Origin of the sequence: Paenibacillus sp. LPE1-1-1.1 (genome assembly GCF_040676435.1) — a bacterium.
In the GTDB taxonomy this organism is placed as follows: Bacteria; Bacillota; Bacilli; order Paenibacillales; family Paenibacillaceae; genus Pristimantibacillus.
Window position 1 is genome coordinate 252509 of record NZ_JBEGHY010000044.1, and the last position, 20125, is coordinate 272633.

At 49.8% G+C, this 20125-nt stretch carries 12 protein-coding genes; 2 read left to right on the plus strand and 10 right to left on the minus strand.

The features are described from left to right. Window positions 1–27: 27 nt before the first annotated feature. The 9 genes from MRBLPE1_RS27865 to MRBLPE1_RS27905 all read right to left on the minus strand — a co-directional run bounded on the left by MRBLPE1_RS27865 (window position 28) and on the right by MRBLPE1_RS27905 (window position 15903). Window positions 28–6207: a fibronectin type III domain-containing protein gene (locus MRBLPE1_RS27865; protein ID WP_364152085.1), complete on the minus strand. Its 6180-nt coding sequence runs from the start codon at window positions 6205–6207 to the stop codon at window positions 28–30. Between the two features lie 489 nt (window positions 6208–6696). Continuing rightward, window positions 6697–8262, minus strand: a complete 1566-nt coding sequence (locus tag MRBLPE1_RS27870; RefSeq protein ID WP_364152088.1) for an ABC transporter substrate-binding protein — start codon at window positions 8260–8262, stop codon at window positions 6697–6699. A 57-nt stretch (window positions 8263–8319) separates the two neighbouring features. Beyond that, complete coding sequence (locus tag MRBLPE1_RS27875) at window positions 8320–9237, minus strand: carbohydrate ABC transporter permease (RefSeq protein ID WP_364152091.1); 918 nt, start codon at window positions 9235–9237, stop codon at window positions 8320–8322. Between the two features lie 16 nt (window positions 9238–9253). Beyond that, window positions 9254–10174, minus strand: coding sequence for an ABC transporter permease (locus MRBLPE1_RS27880; RefSeq protein WP_364152094.1), 921 nt, complete (start codon window positions 10172–10174; stop codon window positions 9254–9256). Between the two features lie 163 nt (window positions 10175–10337). Then, window positions 10338–11912 (minus strand): response regulator, encoded by a 1575-nt coding sequence (locus MRBLPE1_RS27885; protein ID WP_364152097.1) that lies wholly within the window; start codon window positions 11910–11912, stop codon window positions 10338–10340. 31 nt (window positions 11913–11943) lie between these two features. After that, on the minus strand, window positions 11944–13698 hold the full coding sequence (locus MRBLPE1_RS27890; RefSeq protein ID WP_364152100.1) for a sensor histidine kinase: 1755 nt from the start codon (window positions 13696–13698) through the stop codon (window positions 11944–11946). Between the two features lie 244 nt (window positions 13699–13942). Then, window positions 13943–14767 carry a sugar phosphate isomerase/epimerase family protein gene (locus MRBLPE1_RS27895; protein WP_364152103.1) on the minus strand — a complete coding sequence of 275 codons (825 nt, stop codon included), beginning with the start codon at window positions 14765–14767 and terminating at the stop codon, window positions 13943–13945. Between the two features lie 18 nt (window positions 14768–14785). Next, window positions 14786–15610 (minus strand): membrane protein insertase YidC, encoded by an 825-nt coding sequence (gene yidC / locus MRBLPE1_RS27900; protein WP_364152106.1) that lies wholly within the window; start codon window positions 15608–15610, stop codon window positions 14786–14788. After that, a complete protein-coding gene (locus MRBLPE1_RS27905; protein ID WP_364152109.1) occupies window positions 15580–15903 on the minus strand; it encodes a hypothetical protein in 324 nt (107 codons plus the stop codon). Before MRBLPE1_RS27905 ends, yidC begins: the two co-directional genes overlap by 31 nt. 377 nt (window positions 15904–16280) lie before the next feature. Between MRBLPE1_RS27905 and MRBLPE1_RS27910 the strand changes: the two genes are divergently transcribed. Further along, the gene (locus tag MRBLPE1_RS27910) at window positions 16281–17702 is read left to right on the plus strand and encodes an ABC transporter substrate-binding protein/permease (RefSeq protein WP_414698934.1); all 1422 of its coding nucleotides are present in this window, start codon (window positions 16281–16283) and stop codon (window positions 17700–17702) included. Next, complete coding sequence (locus MRBLPE1_RS27915; protein ID WP_364152115.1) at window positions 17695–18417, plus strand: amino acid ABC transporter ATP-binding protein; 723 nt, start codon at window positions 17695–17697, stop codon at window positions 18415–18417. The genes MRBLPE1_RS27910 and MRBLPE1_RS27915 overlap by 8 nt, the downstream gene beginning before the upstream one ends. 554 nt (window positions 18418–18971) lie before the next feature. Here MRBLPE1_RS27915 and MRBLPE1_RS27920 read toward each other — a convergent pair. Further along, entirely contained in the window at window positions 18972–20075 is a 1104-nt protein-coding gene (locus MRBLPE1_RS27920; protein ID WP_364152118.1) for a glycoside hydrolase family 88/105 protein, read from the minus strand. Window positions 20076–20125 lie beyond the last annotated feature (50 nt).

Consider the following 20125-nt stretch of genomic DNA (forward strand, 5'->3'; position numbering starts at 1 on the left):
CAGCGGGCATGTTTTTAATAGGTACAGCTATTTGACTATAACTTTCATCACGCTGCTTTCATTCATGCCGCTGGCGTTCTCGAGTTCCACCCGATACTCGTACGTTCCTGACGTTCTGCCGCTCACGCTGGTAAATGCGGTTTGCGCATAAGGCGTTTTGGCCGTCAGCGTTTGGGTATCGATGAGCACGCCGTTCTCGAAGAGACGGTATGTGGTGCCGTTCGTGCCCCACCACAGGTTCATCGTGATTTTGTAATCCCCGTTTCCATCCCAGTTATCATGGGATAAAACCGGTTTTGCAGGCGCAGCATCCTTCACAACGGCCTCATGAGATCCGCAGGATGTTGTCCCATAGGAGTTAATCAGCTCACAGGTATAGGTGTATGTGCCATTCACTTTGCCTGTGATGCTCGTTTCGGCCGTTTGTGCCGAAGGCGAGCGGTCAGTCAGCACCTGCGTATCAATAAGCAATCCATTCTCATAAAGCTTATACACCGTGCCGTTGTTGCCGTACCAGAGATTCATCGTAATTTTGTAGCTGCCATCCAAAAGGCCGTTATCATGGCCATTGTTATTGGACAGCACCGGCTTGCCAGGCACAGCTGTCGCTTTCTCGATTCCTGTCACGATAATCGTCACGGCCTTCGCGGTTTCAAGTCCTTCATTGTTCACGGCCACCGCCGTAAACGTATGAATACCTGCATTATCTTTCAATGGAAGCTGGCTTCCGTTCTCAATCACCGTTCCGTCAAACGTTAACACTAAACTGCGGATACCCGATTCCAGGTCCTCTGCGGTTACTTGCAAGGCGTAAACGTCCGTTGCCTTTAATTGCTGAGGCGGCAACCCCGCCACTGCCGGTGCAGTCGTATCCTCGGGCTGCTGCGGTGCGCCAATATACTGAATATGCGGCGCAGCCGGCTCCGTCATATCGGCCCCAAGATAGAAGCTGGTATGCGGAGGCTGGTTGTAGGCTACGTTCTGCCAAGCAACGCCCAAGCGGTACACAGGATCATGCATTAACGTGCGGATCCGGTGCTCCGTTACATCCGTCGTCGTATAAATGCGCAGCTCCGAGCTGTCCGACGAACGCCACATGACTTCCTCGCGCCAGTCACCGAACAAATCGGCCTGCAGGCTCGGGTTCGCTTTGGTCGAGTTGTTGGAGGCCGCTCCTTCCGCTGTAAATACGTTTGCGGTCGTTTCACTCGCGTAGTCCCACTTATCAATACGGTTATAATCCTGCAGCTCGCGCAGCAGATCGCCATCCCACCATACGCCGAAATTCGTAGACGTTGGGATATTCGTCGTAATTAATTCGCCGCGCGCATTGTATAGGCCGGTAATTGGGATATGCTGCTCGTTCGTGATTGTAGCCGACCATGCCTCTTCACCCACATGGTTCGGATCAATATCGGCCGAGAGCCCGCGTCCCGTGTCGATACCGGTATGCACGCCCCATAAAATTTCGCCCGTAGCCGGATCACGCATCTCCATGCCGTATTCAGAATCCGTATGCTCATGCACGTCGAACAATTCGAGCCCGGGTCTTGTCGGATCAAGATCGCCCAGATGCATAGCATCGCCATGACCAAGCCCTGTATTGTATAACGGCTTGCCGTCATCGTCGATCGCCATGGCGCCGAACGAAACTTCATCTTTACCGTCGCCGTCTACGTCGGCAATAGACAGGTTATGATTGCCCTGGCCGGCATAGCTTCCGTAACCCTCGTCATTCGAATCGAATTTCCACTGCTGTTCGAGCTGACCGTCACGGAAGCTGTACGCGGACAATACCGTTCTCGTATAGTAGCCCCTGCTGAAAATAACGCTAGGGTGCTCGCCGTCCAGGTAAGCAACGCCTGCCAGGAAGCGGTCTACGCGGTTCCCGTATGCATCCCCCCATGCGCCAACGTCCCCGCGCGGTGGATCGTAAGCCACGGTGTCGAGCTCCCCGCCGGTTAATCCGTTGAATACGGTCAAATATTCATTGCCAAGCAATACATAACCGCCGCTGTTGCGATAATCCGCGCTGGCGTCGCCTATGGCATGGCCTTGGCCGTCAATCGTCCCGTCTGCGGTCTTAAACGTAACCTCTGCGCGTCCGTCACCGTCCAAATCGTACACCATAAACTGCGTATAGTGTGCGCCTGCGCGGATGTTCGGGCCCAGATTAATGCGCCATAAACGCGTTCCGTCCATTTCGTAAGCATCCATGTATACGATGCCCGTATAACCGCCCTGCGAGTTATCCTTGCTGTTCGAAGGCGACCACAGCAGAACAATCTCATACTGGCCGTCACCGTCCAAATCACCGACGCTCGCATCTCCCGCGCTATACGTGTACGGCTGGCCGTCCTTCGTATAATCATCCGCCGGCTTCTGCAAGGGAACCGACAAATATTGCTTCTGCCATACGCCGAATGCTTCGGAGGCCGGTTTCTCTACGCCATTCATAACCGAAGTCAATTTGTAGGAGGAGCTGTCCGTACCCGCCGTATCGACATAGTTTGTCGTATCCGTTATGGGCGTTGCGTTTAGCTTTATGCCGTCACGGTACAGGTTAAACCCAATGGCTTCCGGATCCAAGCCAAGCAATCTCCAACCGATATAGTTGCCTGCATCCTGTTTAACCGCCACCGGTGCACGGTCCAAATACTCCATATTGCGATATAGCGTGGTCACCGCAGGTGTTTCCAAGCTCGCCGATTGCTCGGAGATGCCTCCTGCGTTAACCGATGCGACTTTATAGTAGTAAGAAATAGTCGTCAATACCGTTGTGTCCGTATAGTTGGCCTCTGTCGATTTGCCGATCAGCGTATATTCCCCATCCGCTTTCTTCGCACGGTAAATATTAAACATGCGTGCTTCTGCTACAGCATCCCAAGTGAATGTGATGTCGTTTTTATTCGTCGACTGCACCGTTAAGCCTGTCGGAACAGCCGCCTTTGCGACGTTTGGATCAATCATGGATACGGTAAGCACGTTCGAGGCTACCGATTCAAAACCTGTGCTTTCCACGGCTGTAACCGTGTATTCGTAATCCAAGCCAACATCGGCGGTCAGATCCGTAAAATGGGTGTCCGACGTTTCGATAAGCAGCTCCGGACTGCTTGCAACGGTCGCTTGACGGTACACACGGTAGGCGGATGCGCCGTCTACCGCTCCCCAGGAAAGGGCTGCCGATACCGGATCGCTATTCAGGTCGATGCCGGTAAGCGTCAGGTCCGTCGGCGACAGCAGAAGCGGCGTAATTTCCAATCCGTTCAGGTGAGCCGTCTGGCCGCTGAAGACAAGGTTCATCTTCCCGTCCTTCACCGCGATTTGGTTAAACATCTTCTCGGCAATATTGGCTTTGCCCGAAGCAATCGTGCCATAATCCTTGCCCTCAATGCTGACGTTCGTCCTCGTCGAGCCGATCCAGTCTCCCGTATACGTCTTCACCGAATAGTAGCCATTCGGGAGATCAACTTGGAATTCATAGGAATTGCCAAAATACGCTACAAAATCCCTGCGCAGGTCATCCGTTGCCGATCCGCGGTCGCGATCAATCATGCCCGTGCTCGAAGTGAGGCCGTACCCAAGCTCCGGCGTGTAGAGAACGCTGCGTGTTACTTCCGTATATCCCGATGCAACGGGAGCGCCTACCGGGCCAAAGTCGAAACGGTATAGGGCCGATTTGGTCGTAATCGATACAGCATTCGACGGCTCTGACTCGCCCCGGCCGTTAACCGCTGTTACTCGAACCGTATAGGTCTGGCCCTCCAGCATGCCTCCGATCGTCAGTTTCGGAACGGTTGCTGTTCCAATCAAGGCATAGGCCATGTCCGGCTCTGATGCGAGCCTTCGGTATATTTTATAAATATCCGTTCCTTCCACGGCATTCCACTGCAGCTGCGCACCCGCGTTGCTGACGCTGCCCGCGACCAGCCCGGCAGTCTTAGCCGGCACGGCTTCAGGCTGTTCGATCTCTTGAACAAAATCCGCCAGCGGTACATTCAGCTGCTCAATGCCTCCCGCGAGCAGGCGGGCCAGCTGGATTGCGCCGTACTCCTGGAAGTGCGTGTTGTCCGCAGACCCGTTCGGGAAAGCCCCGTAAATCCCCGGCTCGACATGCAGGAATACAGACAAGGTCGCCTGCGCGCCGATGGAATCGTAATACGCCACGCTGAGCGTACTTAGGTCGACCAGCTCCACATTCAGCTCTTCGGCGACATCCTTCATTGCCGCTACATATTCCGGAAAGCTGACGTTGAACTTGCCCGTATCCGCATTAAAATCTCTGCGGCCCATTGGCGTTACGAGAATCGGCGTAGCACCGCGCTGTCTCGTGCCGTTAATATAGGTTTTCAAATAATTTTTGAAGTCTGCTGGCGATGCGTACCGTTCAGGAACGCTGATGGTTGCATCGTTATGGCCAAACTGAACGAGGAAATAATCGCCCGGCTTAATGGCACGCAATACCTCATCCAGCCGTCCTTCGAAGATGAAGGACTTGGAGCTTCTGCCGCCGATCGCATGGTTTTTGAACATGACGCCATTGCTGAAGAAACGCGGCAGCATTTGGCCCCAGCCTGCTTCCGGCTCCCAATACGGGTCATACGTTTGAACCGTCGAGTCGCCGGCAATATAAACAGTCGGGAGCTCGCCTGCTTGGCGTACCTGCTGCTTCGTAATGACCAGCGCATTGATTTTCGGTGCGCCCCCGCTGAATTCCAAATTCAGCTGGCCGTCCACCAAAGCGATCTGGAAATCCATCTCCAGAAACTGTCCAGCCACTTTGCCCGTAAGCTGTACCTTCTGAATCGCCTCGGCTTTAATCGCGATTTCCGATGCTTCCGAAGCGTCGCCTGCGATAAGCGACACGGTATAATCGCCGTTCGGAAGATCAACGCTGAACGTTGTATTCAACGGCATGGCAAAGTCGGATTTAAGCGCATCATCCGTCCCTCTGTCGCCAAAGCTCACCTTTGAAATATCGGCAAAGCCGTATTTCAGAGCCGCGGAATACGCCGCTGCGGACGTAATCCGCGTATAGCCCTCCGCTTGTGCCCCTGAACCAAAGTCGAAGCGCTGAACGTCTCCGTCCGGCAGCGGATCAGGCGTAGTATACACTGCACTTGCTGCCGTACTCGACGCACCCGACTCGCCGCGATCGTTGGATGCCGTAATTTGATAGTAATGCGGTACGGAAGTGTCCACGCCTTCATCGGTAAACGCCGGTACGGCCGATTGCCCGATTTCCGCGAATGGACCCGCTTCCGCATCGGAACGCCAAATTTTATAGCCTGTCGCTCCGTCCGTTACCGTCCAGCTTAGCTTTACGGCTGATTCCAATACCTCGCTGACCGTTAAGCCTGCCGGTGCTGCCGGCGCTACGGCAGCGGGAATTTCAACCGCAGCCGTCGGCTCGCTCAGCTCGGATTCCAATCCCGCGGCGTTCAATGCCGTTACCGCGTACGTATAGCTGCTGCCTTCCGTTACATCCGTATCGATAAAGGAAGCGCCCGTCGATTGTCCCGCGAGCAGGCTCGCGCCGCCGCCCTCTGTCCGATAAATCTTGTAGAGAACCGCACCCGCAACGCTGCCCCATGAAAGCGACACGTCATTCTTTGTCACTCCTGTAACGGCAAGGCCCGCAGGCGCATCCGGCCGAACAGGCATGACCTGTTCAATAACGAGTCCGTTCAGATAGCCATATCCGGTAGATGCGGAAATGCCGACCGTCAATTGCCCGTCATTTACCGTGGTCCGATAGGTGGCTTGCGCAATAGCCTGCCTAGTTGAGATCGTTCCAGCCGCAACGCCTTCCAAGGCGACGTTCGTTTTTGTCGTGCTTGTTCCTGTTAGAAGATCGCCTGAATAAACGGTGACATCATATTCGCCGTTAGGTAGATCCGCGTAAAAGGAAAACGAGCTGCCGAGCACAAAATCATTGGTCAGCTCGTCGCCGCCCGAGCGATTCCGGGACGCAAGCGCCGCACTGAGGCCATAACCCGCCTCTGCCGTATAAAGCTGAGCCTCATTAACAGCCGTAAACCCTTCCTTGACCGGGCTCGCGGCAGTGCCGAAGTCGAATTTCCCCACCCATTGCTCCGCGCTTGCATTCACCTGCCGTGAACCGAGCGGCAAGCCAGGCATGACAGTCGAGCCTATAACGGCCGCTGCCAGCAGTATCTTAAAAAGACGTTTTGGATTTCTTCGCATATAACATGAATCCCCCGCTTTCCTCAAATAAAATGCCTCATTTAGCAGCACTAAGATGTAGTAAGCGTTTTCAATTCACTTGTGCAAAAGCGTCTATGTTGGGGCTGAGTAACCGAAATGTTTGCATACCTCCTCTTTCCCAGAGCAATCCTTTATGTCGGATTTTTCAAAGCAAGACATCTACCACTCGATAGTACAGCGATATAACATCGGAGAACATCCAAAAAACCGTTAATAATTATGAAAAAACCGAGTTTATTGCGGGCAGTCCCGATCCCTTCGGCGTCTTATAGGACCTAATGACCAGAACATATTAAATGTTCGGTTCCGTTATTTGATTCGAACCACATCATAGATAGCAGCGGGGACTAAAAAAGATGGCTCCTGTTCAATACAGGAGCCATCTCTGACGTGCGGCCTAATACTCTTTTTTCAAGTTTCTTTGACTAAGGGTTCAGTTAAGAAGGCCGCGGCCTTCTCTCCTGTTGTTTATTTTTTCGCTGCAAGGAATGCATCGATTTGGGTTTGCAGCTCGTTCTGAATCTTATCGATACCTGCTGCTTTGACTTGTTTTTTCAAATCTTCAAGGCCTTTTTCTACGTCTTTGATCACACCGTACTCCAGTGGAATCGCATAACGAAGCATCACATTACTTACATTGGCAACTTCTGTTTTTACTTTACTGTTATCGAAAACAAAAGTTTCAAGCGGGTAGTGGTACACGTTGCTGTCCCAACCGTTTTGCATAGCCGTCGCTTCCTCAGGGAACGACTCGTTATCACGGTTTAGAGGGGAGTTGAAGCCCCAGAAGGAGAAGCCAGTGTAGTTCGGGCTTTTGTCTGTTGATTGGAATTTTTCATCGCCAACAGCTGTGTAGTGAACGCCTTCAATACCGAGATTAATAAGGTCATGCAGTTCTTGGTCATTTTGCATCAAATCAATAAACATAAGAGCGCGTTCCGGATGTTTCGATGTCGCATGTACGGATACCCCGTTCTGTGTAGCAACCGCTTGGGATTTCTTATTGTTCGGGTTAATGTCAGCAAGTGCAACTTCGTATTGATTGGTTTGGCGCATCAAGGCCATGAGAGAGCCGAGCGTACCCATATTATGAGTAATAGCTGCGGTTTTACCTTCTCTGAAATCCTGCTGATGATCGTTTTTGTTGTTCAGTACGTTTTTGGACCAAGCATTATTGTCCGCAAGGTCTTTGTAGTAAAGAAGCTGCTCTTTAAATTCCGGTGTTTCATAGACATTAAAGATCTGTCCCGTTTCATCCGTTATTTTAAAGCCGAGTGGAATATCTAAATCAAACAGGTTCCAATCATTTTGCTGCTTCAACATGATGCGGTCTAGGTTATGCATCTTCCAGTCGCCAGTTTCCGGTGTGAAAGGAGTGATTCCTTTCTCGTTAGCTGCCACTGTTTTCAAATAATTTGCAAATGTTTCCGGGCTGTCGATTGCAGGCAGGTTGTATTTTTTGCGCAAATCTTCACGGTATAGAATAAGTTTCTCTACGGATTCACCAAGGTTCTGAGGAACCATATACAGCTTGCCGTTTACTTTCGCTTGATCCCAGTTAACATCGGACATTGCTTTAAAAGTTTCAGGCATATAGGTTTTAATCATGTCTTCAGTCAATTCAAGAAAGCCGCCTTTAAGCGCTTGGTCATTATATCCAGCCCAGTTGGCCGTATAGATAAGGTCGAAATCTTCATTAGCCGCAAGCTTCAACGGATATTTCTGTGCCCAATCGGACCAATCCAGAAATTCACCTTCAAGTGTTACATTGATTTTTGCTTTCAATTTTTCGTTAATAGCTGCAAAAACACTATCATAATCAACCGGTTTAGGTCCTACAAACACCATTTTAAGTTTAACAGCCTCTGATGTATCTGCTGCGCCTTGGCCTTGCTCCGTATTCGTGCTTGTCTCTCCCCCGTCTGGTGTCTGGGTAGCAGCAGGTGCGTTATTGTTCTTGCTTCCGCAAGCACTGATGATCATCACCATTGCCATGATCAAAGCGAGCATAATTATACTTTTCTTTTTAATCATTTGGTATATCCCCCTTATTATTTATCGTATTTATCGATAAACCAAGTTTCCTTGGAATCATCCTTTAACAGCGCCAATCGTCAAGCCTTTAACAAAGTACTTCTGAATAAACGGATACGCGACTAGGATCGGGCCGCTTGCGACAACGGTCATCGCCATCTTCAAGCCTTCAGTAGGCAGCACATTGGTAACGACTGCGCCTGAGCCCATCATCGCCTTGCGCATGCCATCCATATTGCCTAGCATTTTGTATAGATAGTATTGGAGAGGCATCAGCTTTTCATCCGAGACAAAAAGCAAGGCGTTATACCAGTCGTTCCAATAACCGAGAGCAAGAAATAATCCAATGGTTGCGAGTGCAGGCTTCGAGAGCGGAAGAATCAGACGAAGGAAAATGAGAAAGTCGCCTGCACCGTCTATTTTAGCCGATTCTACAATCGCTTCCGGGATATTGCTCATAAACGATTTCATAACGATCATATAAAACACGTTGAGCAGCAGCGGAATAATCAATGCCAGAATCGTATCCTTCATGTGCAAGTAATTGACCATCAGAAGGTACCAAGGCACAAGGCCGCCGCTGAACAATGTGGTAAAGAAGAAGAAGAATGAAAATTGGTTACGCCATTTGAAATCTCTTCTGGACAAGCAATACGCGGTCATCGCTGTCAGAAATAATCCGATAACGGTTCCGATCGCGGTAACAGCCAATGTCACCGAATATGCCCGTATAATTTGCTCAGGGTACTTAAACAGAATTTTATAGGGTTCGAATGAAAATGCACTCGGGAAAAACTGATACCCTTCTGTAACAATCGTACTTTCTTCGGACAGTGACGAAGATAAGATTAGAATAAAAGGCAGGATGCATAGAGCAGCCAGGACAGTTAAAGAAATATAGCCGATAACGGAAAGCAATTGGCGATCCCGTTGTTGTGATCTTACTGGTTTCACTTCAAGCTCAGTTCCACTCATATCATATTACCTCCCATTAGAATAACGCCCGATCTTTGTCATACCTGCGAACTGAGTAGTTCACGAGCATGATGGCTGTAAATCCAAGAACGGATTGGAAAACTCCGGCTGCGGCCGACATACCAATATCATTCGAGGTAATCAGTGACCGGAATACGAATGTGTCGATTACGTCGGTAGATGAGAATAGAACACCATTGTTACCGACCATATTGTAGAACATTCCGAAATCGCCTCTGAAAATATTGCCTACCGCGAGCAGCACTAGAATGATAACGGTTGGATACAAGTTTGGAATCGTCACTTTCAGGATACGCTGGAACACATTCGCTCCGTCGATCTCAGCCGCTTCATACATTTCCGTATCGATGCTCGTAATTGCTGCCAGATACATGACCGTACCATAACCAAGCATCTTCCAAGCGGACACAATCGTCAAAATATATGGCCAATAAGCGGGTGTATTATAGATGTCGATTGGCTCCATGCCGATTCCTCTCAGCAGGGAATTGACGGTACCAATATCGAAATTCAATAAATTATAAGCAATTGCGCCAACAACGACCCATGAAATGAAATAAGGGAGAAACAGAATAGATTGCGTAATTTTACGGAACCACTTGCCCCCAACCTCAAACAATAGAATCGCGGTAAAAATTTGCAAGATATTATTTACGATAATAAATGCGATATTATAGAGAGCCGTATTTCTCGTAATTCTCCAAGCGTCCCCCGATTCAAAGAAAAACCGAAAATTATCAAGCCCGTTCCACGCGCTTCCAAAAATACCGCCGGCATAATCATAATGCTTGAACGCAATGATTATTCCTGCCATCGGTACATAAGCAAACAGCAGGAAAAACAAAACAGCGGGCGTTAGCATCAGCAGAATCGTGCGGTATTTGTTCAAATCATTTATAAATCCGTGTCGTTTCATGTGCGCTCCCTCTCTCATCTCTTGTCTACGTTTATTATAAGAAATAGAAGAGAGCTGCATAATTAGGTTGATCAACTAAAACCAATACTAATTCAACGATTGGCTGTATAAGAGCAAAGAACTGCCCGGTCCTGAGCAGACCGGGCAGTCATTTATTCCTATTTTAAATTTTATGCTGCTTACGATATTCTCCAGGCGACATGCCTGTGGACAGCTTGAATTGCCGGTTGAAATACACAATATTCTTGTATCCGGCAAGCTCTGCGATCTCATACACCTTTCTAGTCGGATCCTTCAACAATTCGCATACACGCTTCATGCGCAAATCGATAAGGAAATCGGTAAATAACGTATTCGTTTCAGCCTTAAAGAGCTGCCCTAAGTAGTTGGGAGTGAAGTCGAAATGCGCAGCCACCTCATTCAGCGTGATCTTCTGGTCGAGCCTTTGCTCAACGAATCGTGTAATCTCATCAATAAGCTTGCGTTTCTGCCGCTGCTTCTTCAAATACAGCAGTTCAGACAATTCGAAGAATCGTCTTCGCAGCCAGGATAAAATATCATGCACCGTTTCAAATTGAAACAGAATAAAGGGCTGATGCGATTCCCATTTCAAAATTTCATACAGATGCTCGTTCATTTGCTGAAGATCGGCATGGAGCTTGGAAGTAATACGAATGATAAGATCATAGATGTCGCTTTTCTGAGTTAGGGGCTGATCCCCATTAAACAGCTCAAGCAAGCAATCGTCGATCGTAGTGAGATCGTATTCGAGCATCGCTTGTAACATCCGGTCAACCGTCTCCTCCAAATTCAAAGCCATTGCCTGCTTGGGAGACCAAGCCGAAGCATCCTGTATGAGCCTGTTTTTGCCAAACACCCATTTGATGCTTAGCGCGGCTTGGGCTTGCCGATAGGAGTCATGCAGTTTATTTATCTCTGACGTATATTTACCCGTGCCAATCGTAATGGAGTAGGAGAATTCTTTGTAGAATGCTTCGATCAATTGTTCTAGGATTGCCTTTATATGTTCTTCCTGAATCGTTGTCAACAGCACGAAATGGTCGTCGTAGCTCGCCATCAATGTTCCCAGGCTTTTCGCTTTCACAAATTCCCGGATGAAGCGGGTGATGCTTGCGATTAACAATCGCCGTTCCTCTTCCGCCACTTGCTTGATTTTCCAGGCCAAATCATCGACTTCGATAATAGCGACTGCAGCTCCGCTTTGGAGGATGGGAGCGAGAAAACGGTGAAGATGCGCCTCTACTTGTCCCGGCGTAGGCTCCTTAAACCACCGCAGCAGCAGCTCCTGATGCACGAGGCTCAGTGTATCCGAAAGGGAAGAGAGCTGTTTCCGTTCCTCCTCGATTTTGTTGCACATATGATCCAGCATATCATGCAGTTCACCATCCTCCACAGGTTTAAGAAGGTAGCCAGAAGCGTTCAATTGAATCGCTTCTTTCGCATAGCCGAAGTCCTGATGACCGCTTATAAAAACGATATGAACCTGCGGGTTGATCTCCTTCGCTTTACGTGCGAATTCCATGCCGGACATAATCGGCATTCGTATATCGGAGAGAATAAGATCAACCGGGTGCTGCTCCATAAGCTGCAGCGCTTCGAAGCCGCTTACCGCGGTTCTCACATTCTGATGCTGCACAGCCTTGTTGCTCACAACGCGCCGCCGAAGCCATTCCAAATCAATGGATTCATCATCAACCAGTAAGATGTTCACTTCCATAATCTTCTGCTCCTCTCATCGTTGTCTGTGATCAGGCGTTGATATCGCCATCTTCCTTTATTTCCGAATTCGCCATTGGAAGAATAATTTGCACGGTCGTTCCTGCTCCGTAATGGCTTCCAATGCGAATGCCGAAGTCGTCGCCGTACCGGAGCTTAATCCTCTCCTCAACGTTTTTGAGTCCGTATTTATCCGATTGGTTGTCCGGCTGCAGCGTATTCGATTGCATTTTCCTAAGGGTATCCGGTCTCATTCCGATACCGTTATCGATGACTTTCAGTTCAATATGGTCGCCCAGCCGTTTCCCGGTAATTCGAATGGCAATGGATTTGCCGAACCACGAATGCTTGAATATATTTTCGACAAATGGCTGCAGAATCAGCTTAATGATCGGCGTATGCAGAATGTCGGGCTCGATATCGAAATAGACCTTGAACGTGTCTGCATACTTGACCCGCTGAATATCGAGGTAGGCTTCAATCTGTTCAAGCTCCTTCTCTAAGGAGATATAGACATTGCCTCCATTTAAGGTGAGCCGGTAGAACTTGGACAAGCCTTGAACCATTTGCGTGACCTTCTGAACCTCACCGAGATTGGCAAGACTGCCAATTGTAGACAAGGTATTATATAAAAAATGAGGGCTGATCTGCGCCTGAAGCACATCAAGCTCGGCCTGTTTCTTCTGAATGCCCTGCACATATTCATTTTTGATCAATTCCTGAATGCTGGTGGCCATCTGGTTAAACGAATCGGCAATATGGACAAATTCGTCATTGCCTGTGAACACGATCCGTTTATGAAAGTTTCCTTCCTGAAAGGAACGGACCAGCGTGACGATTCGCTTCATTTTTTTGCCGGAGAGCCTAGCAACGATAAAACCGATAAAAGCCATAACTAAAAAGCTGATCGTACAAACGGTGCCGATCACCTTTTGCATTCTGCTGGCATCTTTGTTCAAATAAGCATGGGGTACCAGTGTTTCGATAATGAAAGGTGTGCCGCTAATTTGTTCTGTGATGCTGAGCTCGTTGCTTTGCTTCGAATGCGTGTCTGCCCGGCCTCGGGTGTATAAGGTTGCGCCTGTCGTCGTATCGACTAACCGCAAGCTGATGCCTTCATCAATCGGAAACGTATCGAAGTTGCCAAAAAGCTCGTCGAACCTAGCTGTAACGCGGATATAGCCAATCACAGACGCCAGGCCGCTGGAGGAAACCAGCTTGCGGAAATGGGAAATATGATCCAGCTTCTTGTCTGTATCAAGTTGAAGCCACAGATTATCCTGATTCATGGCTTGAATCGATTTGAACCAATCCGTGTTTTGTATGCTGCTGGCAGGAAGGACGTAATAGTCCCTTCTGGTAATCTCCTTTTCCATATTGTCGCCTTGAACCTCGTACATTTTTTCATTCACAGTGTAGAGGGCGAGACGGATGTTGTTGCCGTACAGCTGAAGAGGCGCTTTCATTTGAGGAATGATGTCATCTCTCATTTTGAGCATGACCTCAAGAGGGTCTCCCGTATTCTGAAGCGCGTTCTGAAAGGTAAGGCTGGTGAACAAGGTGCTCGACATTCGGTTGATTTCATCCATTTGATATTCGATATTATTGCTTGTCTGCTTCATAGCTGTCCGAATATTCGTTTCCGCCATCTCTGTTCGGGACTGAATAAGCATCGTGTACGAAATATAGCCAATGAGTAAGTCAGTCAGCAGAACAAGCAGAAGGTAAGGGATCATCATTTTGTAGGTGAACGGGATATAGAGCCTTCCTAGTCTGAAGCGTCGCATGGGACTTCCACTCTCCGGGCAAATTTATTTTCATTAAATATACAGGATTAAAAAGCCGAAGTATATTGGTTAACACAAACTGGTAACCCAAATTGGACACTTTGAAAAAAGTGCATAGCGTAGAGGCACAAAAAAAGATGACTCCTGTCCAGTACAGGAATCATCTCTTACGTGTGGCAATCTTTTTTTAAGCGTCCTTGACTAAGGGTTCCGTTTATCTTGGACCGCTTTTATAATTCAAGCTTTACATACGCCCGCGAATCGCATCAATGTACGCTTTCGACTGCGCCATTTGATGCTCCTTCGCTTCCTCCATGATAATGTGCACATGCGGCTTGTATTGATTGAGAAGCTTCATATAAAGCTCATAATTCATGTCGCCGAGGCCCGCTGTCGACGTTCCCAGCTCGCCGTTCTCAAGCAAATAACGGTCCTTCGCGTGAGCCGCAATGATCCGGTTGCCCAGCAGCTCGAACGCCTCTGCGATTACTTGGTCCTGCTTGGCAAAATTCGCAGCCGTCAGCAGGTTGCCGGGATCGATGACGACGCCGATATTGGAGGAAGGAACCTCCTCCAGCATTCGCGCAAGCTCGGGAGCCGTACCGACCAAATGGCCGTTGGCAGCCTCCAGCCCGACAAAGACGCCCCACTTCTCGGCTTCCTCGGTGAGCTCCTCAAGCGTCGCTTTCATGATTGACCAGTCACGGTCGGTGTAGTCTCCGCCTTCGTTGCGCCCGGTTTCCGCAGCCACCATCGGCGCTCCGAAAAATCTGGCATAGCGCAGCAGCTCTTTAAATCGGTTCACGTTCGCGCGGCGCAGCTCCTCGTCCCACTCAAACAAATGAACGTAGCAGCCGAGCACCGAAATCGAAACGCCATGCTTATCGAATTGCTCGCCGATTGCATTCGCCAGCCCCGGGCTTAGATTGCCCGGCTTGCTGAAATCGACATCGCTGATGGCCTTCCATAAAGCGAGCTGCACATGGCTGAACCCGCTTCCCGCTACTTTTGGCGCAAGCTCCCGGTAAGGCAAACTTCCGAATAAATGGGCAAGAACACCGACTGACATCTGATCGTCTCCTTCATATTAGACGCTGCCCTCCAGTGCGACATCCACCTTAGGCGCGTACACTTTTTTGGCTAGATAGGATTGCGCAATCATGAATACACCGCCCGTTACCCAATACAACGAAATAGCGGCAGGCGCCGACAGAGCGAATACGCCCATTAGAACCGGGGATAAATACCCCATGAATGCGAGCTGCTTTTGCTGTGCGGCATTTGCGTTAGGCTGCGTCGTCTGCGATACCTTGAACTGTACAAAATAAACGACCGCCGCGATAATCGGAAGCACGATATCCGGCGAGCCAAGCTTAAACCAAAGGAAGGAATGGTCCGCCAGCTCCGGCGTCAGCTTGATAGCCGAGTATAAGCCCATCAGGATCGGCATTTGGATAAGCATCGGCAAGCAGCCTATCGCGAGCGGGTTCACTTGATGCTTCTGATAAAGCTGCATCGTTTCCTGCTGCAGCTTCTGTTTGGAATCCGCATCTGACTTGTTTTTATACTTCTCTTGAAGCTGTTTAAGCTCCGGCTGCAGCAGCGCCATCTTCGTTTTCATTTGATTTTGCGAGCGGTATTGACGCATCATGAGCGGAAGCAGTACCAGCCGAATAATAAGCGTAATGCCAATAATCGCAAAGCCGTAATTTCCGCTAAACAAATCCGCTAAATATTGAATCGTTGCGGAAAGCGGATAAATAACATAATGATTGAATAAACCGGGCGTATCCCCATCGATCGTGCCGCTGGCCGTGCTGCAGCCGCTCACCAAAAGCAAGCTTGCCAGCATCATGCCGATTATGATTAACCGTCCATATTTTATTGAAGGGAATACATTGTTCGTTTGCATAAAAATCCTCCTCGTTTGTTTGAAAATGGCGCAACAAACGAGGCGTTGCAATCTGCTATGTCGTCATCGGGCGATTCCTTCCGCTTTACCTTTCTGGCCAGCCAATGATGCAGCGGCACGGTGCGAATCAGCACTTGAGGCATCGCAATATACAAAACTTTTACAACTTGGTCCCGCTCCCAGTATTCGTATGCCCCCGAATGCAGATGCGACGCATAAGCAAAAGCCAAGGAACATAGAAGGCTGATTGAAATCAGATACGGAATAATATCATGCAGTTCAAACTCGAACAATGTATTCACCTCCTTTCATCTTCATGTTGCTTTCTATACGACTTACTCCGTAAACCGTTTCGTTTGCAATGATTTCCACAAAACAAAATAGATTTCATTCTATCTGGATATTATAACAGTAATTCTCATCCAATTTCGACTGCTGAAATCACAAAGATGTTACAAATCCGTTCTTCTTGGTTATTTACAAATGAATAGCGAACACCATATAATTTCTAAGTTGCAGATGCAGTCAACCTCGTATTCTGCAGCCTATCCATAGTCTAGAGATCAACTCAGGGAAAGAGGACAACATGAATCGAAAAAGACTCAAAATCATTTATTTCTCGCTCATTACCTTCACGGTCCTGCTTGTAGCACTTGGACAAGCCTTTCCGATGGGCAAACAAAGCTCATATTCCGTGAGCGCAGAGAGCGCAGCTAATGCCCCCGCTTCCGGCCAGAAAAAGAAGCTCGTCATGGGTACGTCTGCCGATTATCCGCCCTACGAAAGCGTAGATGCCAAGGGCAGCGGCGAAATCGTCGGCTTAGATATCGATGTAGCCAAGTATATCACCAGTCAGCTCGGTTATGAACTGGAAATCGCGAACATGGATTTCAATGGTCTTATCGCCGCGCTCCAAACCGGCCGCGTGGACTTCGTAATGTCCGCAATGTCCGCTACGGAGGAGCGAAAGCAGAGCATTGATTTCTCCGATACCTATTACGCAGCCCGCAATACCATCGTATCCAAAAAAGGCGCGCCGCTCGAGACGGAAGCATCGCTCTCAGGGAAAAGGGTTGGGACACAGCTTGGTTCCACGCAGGATCTTTATGCGGCCACGATCGAAGGCGCCGTTCTGAAGAAGCTCAATAAAATTCCCGATCTTATTCAAGAGCTGAACTCCGGCCGCATCGACGCAGCCATTGTTGAGGATGCGGTAGCGGTCGAGATGACTAACTCAAATCCGGAGCTGGTCATGAACTTCCTGCCAGCCGAGTCCGCGGACAACGGCTATGCGATTGCCTTCCCGAAGCAATCAGCCATCGTAGCCGAATTTAACGGCGTTCTCGCAGAAATGAAGGACAACGGGAAACTGAATGAAATCGTGCAGCAATGGTTTGCCGAGGAGAAGGACGAATCCCGTTCGCTGCTAGGCTTAAATATCGATTTTAGCACGCTCAACGGCTACATCCCTTACATTTTAAAAGGCGTATACGTTACGCTTCTCTTCACGCTCGTCTCCGCCTTGTTCGGACTCGTGTGGGGAACTATTTTGTCGCTGTTCAAAATATCCGGCATCAAGCCCCTGGAGTGGTTCGCTACCGCGTATACCTCCGTATTCCGGGGTACGCCGCTGCTGGTGCAGCTCACCATTATTTATTACGCCACGCCGCAGCTGTTCAATTACGATATTCCTGCGCTGATGGCGGCCGGCCTTGCTTTTGGCCTCAACTCCGCTGCTTATTTGTCCGAAACGATTCGCGGCGGCATTATGGCTGTCGACAAAGGCCAGCGGGAAGCGGCGATTGCGCTCGGCGTTCCCTATCGGAAGATGATGATCCGCATAATTTTCCCGCAGGCGCTTCGTACGATTTTGCCGGCGCTCGTGAATGAATGTGTTGCTTTACTGAAGGAATCGTCGCTTGTATCCGTCATCGGGGTATCCGATTTGATGCGCCGCGCAGACGTTGTCCGCTCGGACACCTTCCGTTCCATCGAGGTTTTATTGTTTATTGCCGCTATTTATTACGTGCTCGTGCTCATCTTGACCTCGTTTGCCCGTAAGCTTGAAAGGAGGCTGCGCCGCAGTGATTAATATTACCGACTTAACAAAGGCCTTCGGCAAAAACCAAGTACTGAAGGGGATCACCACGACAGTAGAACGGGGAGAGGTTGTCGCCCTGATCGGGCCGTCGGGCTCAGGCAAATCCACCTTTCTACGCTGCATCAATATGCTGGAGACGCCGACCTCCGGTACGATTACCATTGAAGGCACAGCGATTACCGATCCCAAAACCGATATCGCCCGCGTTCGCCAGCGGATCGGCATGGTGTTTCAGCATTTTCACCTGTTTCCGCATATGACCGTCATCGATAATATTACGTTTGCTCCTATCCAGGTTAAAGGGATGTCGACCGAAGCCGCTCGTACCAAGGCGAAGGAGCTGCTCGCGCGCGTTGGTCTTGCAGACAAAGCGGACAGCTTCCCTTCCCGCTTGTCCGGCGGGCAGAAGCAGCGCGTGGCCATCGCCCGCAGCCTTGCCATGGAGCCCGATATTATGCTGTTCGATGAGCCGACCTCGGCGCTTGATCCTGAAATGGTAAAGGAAGTGCTCACCGTTATCCGCAGTCTGGCAGACAGCGGCATGACCATGCTGATCGTCACGCATGAGATGAAATTCGCCCGCGAAGCCGCAGATACGATTTATTTCCTCGACGACGGCAAGCTGGTTGAACGCACCAAACCCGAGCAATTTTTCACGAAGCCGCAAAGCGACCGTGCCGCACGGTTCCTGGAGCAGGTGCTTTAGGGTAAGGATTATTAATGGTCGGCAGGGTCGGGGCGTTAGCCTCAGCAGTTAAGGGCTTGCTTGATCGATATACCGTGCTAGCCGCGCTTGAGAAGCAATCCCGGCTCCAGCCATTACTCGTACAATGTAGTTTCTACAGCAGAAAGCATGCATTTAGCCTGACGAGAGATTCTACATTGCAGTTTATACACTCGATTTGAGGGAATTCGGTTGATTTGCCGCTCTTTGCGGCTCCAAGCGCCTGCTAGGTTGTACAAAGTACAATGCAGCTCATCGGCTGGCCTTCATATGTCTTTTTCGCTGTATAAAGTACAACGTAGGCAAAGGGTTCTTATTTCCGCGCGCGAGTGAATGAACCGAGTACCGCAAGTCTCCTCTCTACTGCAAGGGAGCATCCCATAACAAGCGTAAACGGCTGTCGCCGACCTTTGGCGGCAACAGCTCGTTTCGCGGTGAAATATAAGCTTATTTATACATGTGAAACTTATTAATTCTTATATTTTAAGAAAAAGCTCTGCGGTTATCCTAACCGCAGAGCTTTTTTTACCTTCCCGCTACTCCTGCTCGGCAAGCAGCGACTCCATCTCGACGCAGGCCATGACGAAAGCGCCGACGCCGTGCAGATCGTTGCTGCTGGTCGGCCTCGTCACATAGTTCTCGTAATCGCCGGCCGAGGTGCCGATGCAAATATCCGGGAGGACAAAGCGTCCCTGCTCATCGCGCTGCACAACGCGCACCAGCCCCTCGAACCCGCGCTTCGCCGCGGCCAAGCCGTCATTGCCTATAAGACCAAGCTTATACGCTCGTGCAAGCGTATAGACGAACAAACAAGTACAAGAGGTCTCCAGCCAATTATCCGCCAGCTCGCCTTTATCCACGATCTGATACCACAGCCCGCTAGACGTTTCCTGATACCGAATGAGCGACGACGCGAAGTCGGCAAGCACGCCTTCGAGCTCCGCGCGCCCAGCTTCATCCTCATTTAATTCGTCCAAAAATTGAGCAACGGCAAGTCCGTACCAGCCGAGGGACCGTCCCCAAAACTCAGGCGAGCAGCCCGTCACGGCATTTGCCCAAGGCATTTGACGGCTCTCGTCCCAGGCGTGATACAGCAGCCCTGTCTTCTCATCCCACATATAACGCCGCATCAGCCGTTCTTGATGCAGCGCCATGCCGCGCAGTGACTCGTCTCCGTAAGCATTGGCATATTTCAGCGCAAATACGCCGCCCATGTACAAGCCGTCCAGCCACATATTATAGGCATATTTATCCTTGTGCCAAAAGCCTCCCTCCGAGGTGCGGTGCAGCGTATCGAATAAGCTGCGGAGCTTATCCGCCGCGATCCGGTATTTGCGTTCCTCCCCGCCCTCGTCCAGCCTAAACAACAGCAGGCCGGCTTGGATCGCATCCAGCTCGTCTCTCGCAAACTCAAAGTTGCCGTTGTCGTCGATAAGCTTATCTGCATAACGCTTAATATAAGCCGCATAGCGCTCGTCCTGCTCCGCCTGCCACAGCATCTCCATTCCGCAAAGAAAAACGCCTTGATGATAGTGCCATCTTCCCGCAGGAGGAAGCTCTTCCGGCAAATAGCTCTCCATTAAAGAATCACAGGCTGCTTTCGCCCATGCAATCGGCGACATTCTTTCATCATTCTGCATTAACCAAAAATCCCCTTTCCGTTCTCCTGTTAAAATTCCAACAACCGCGT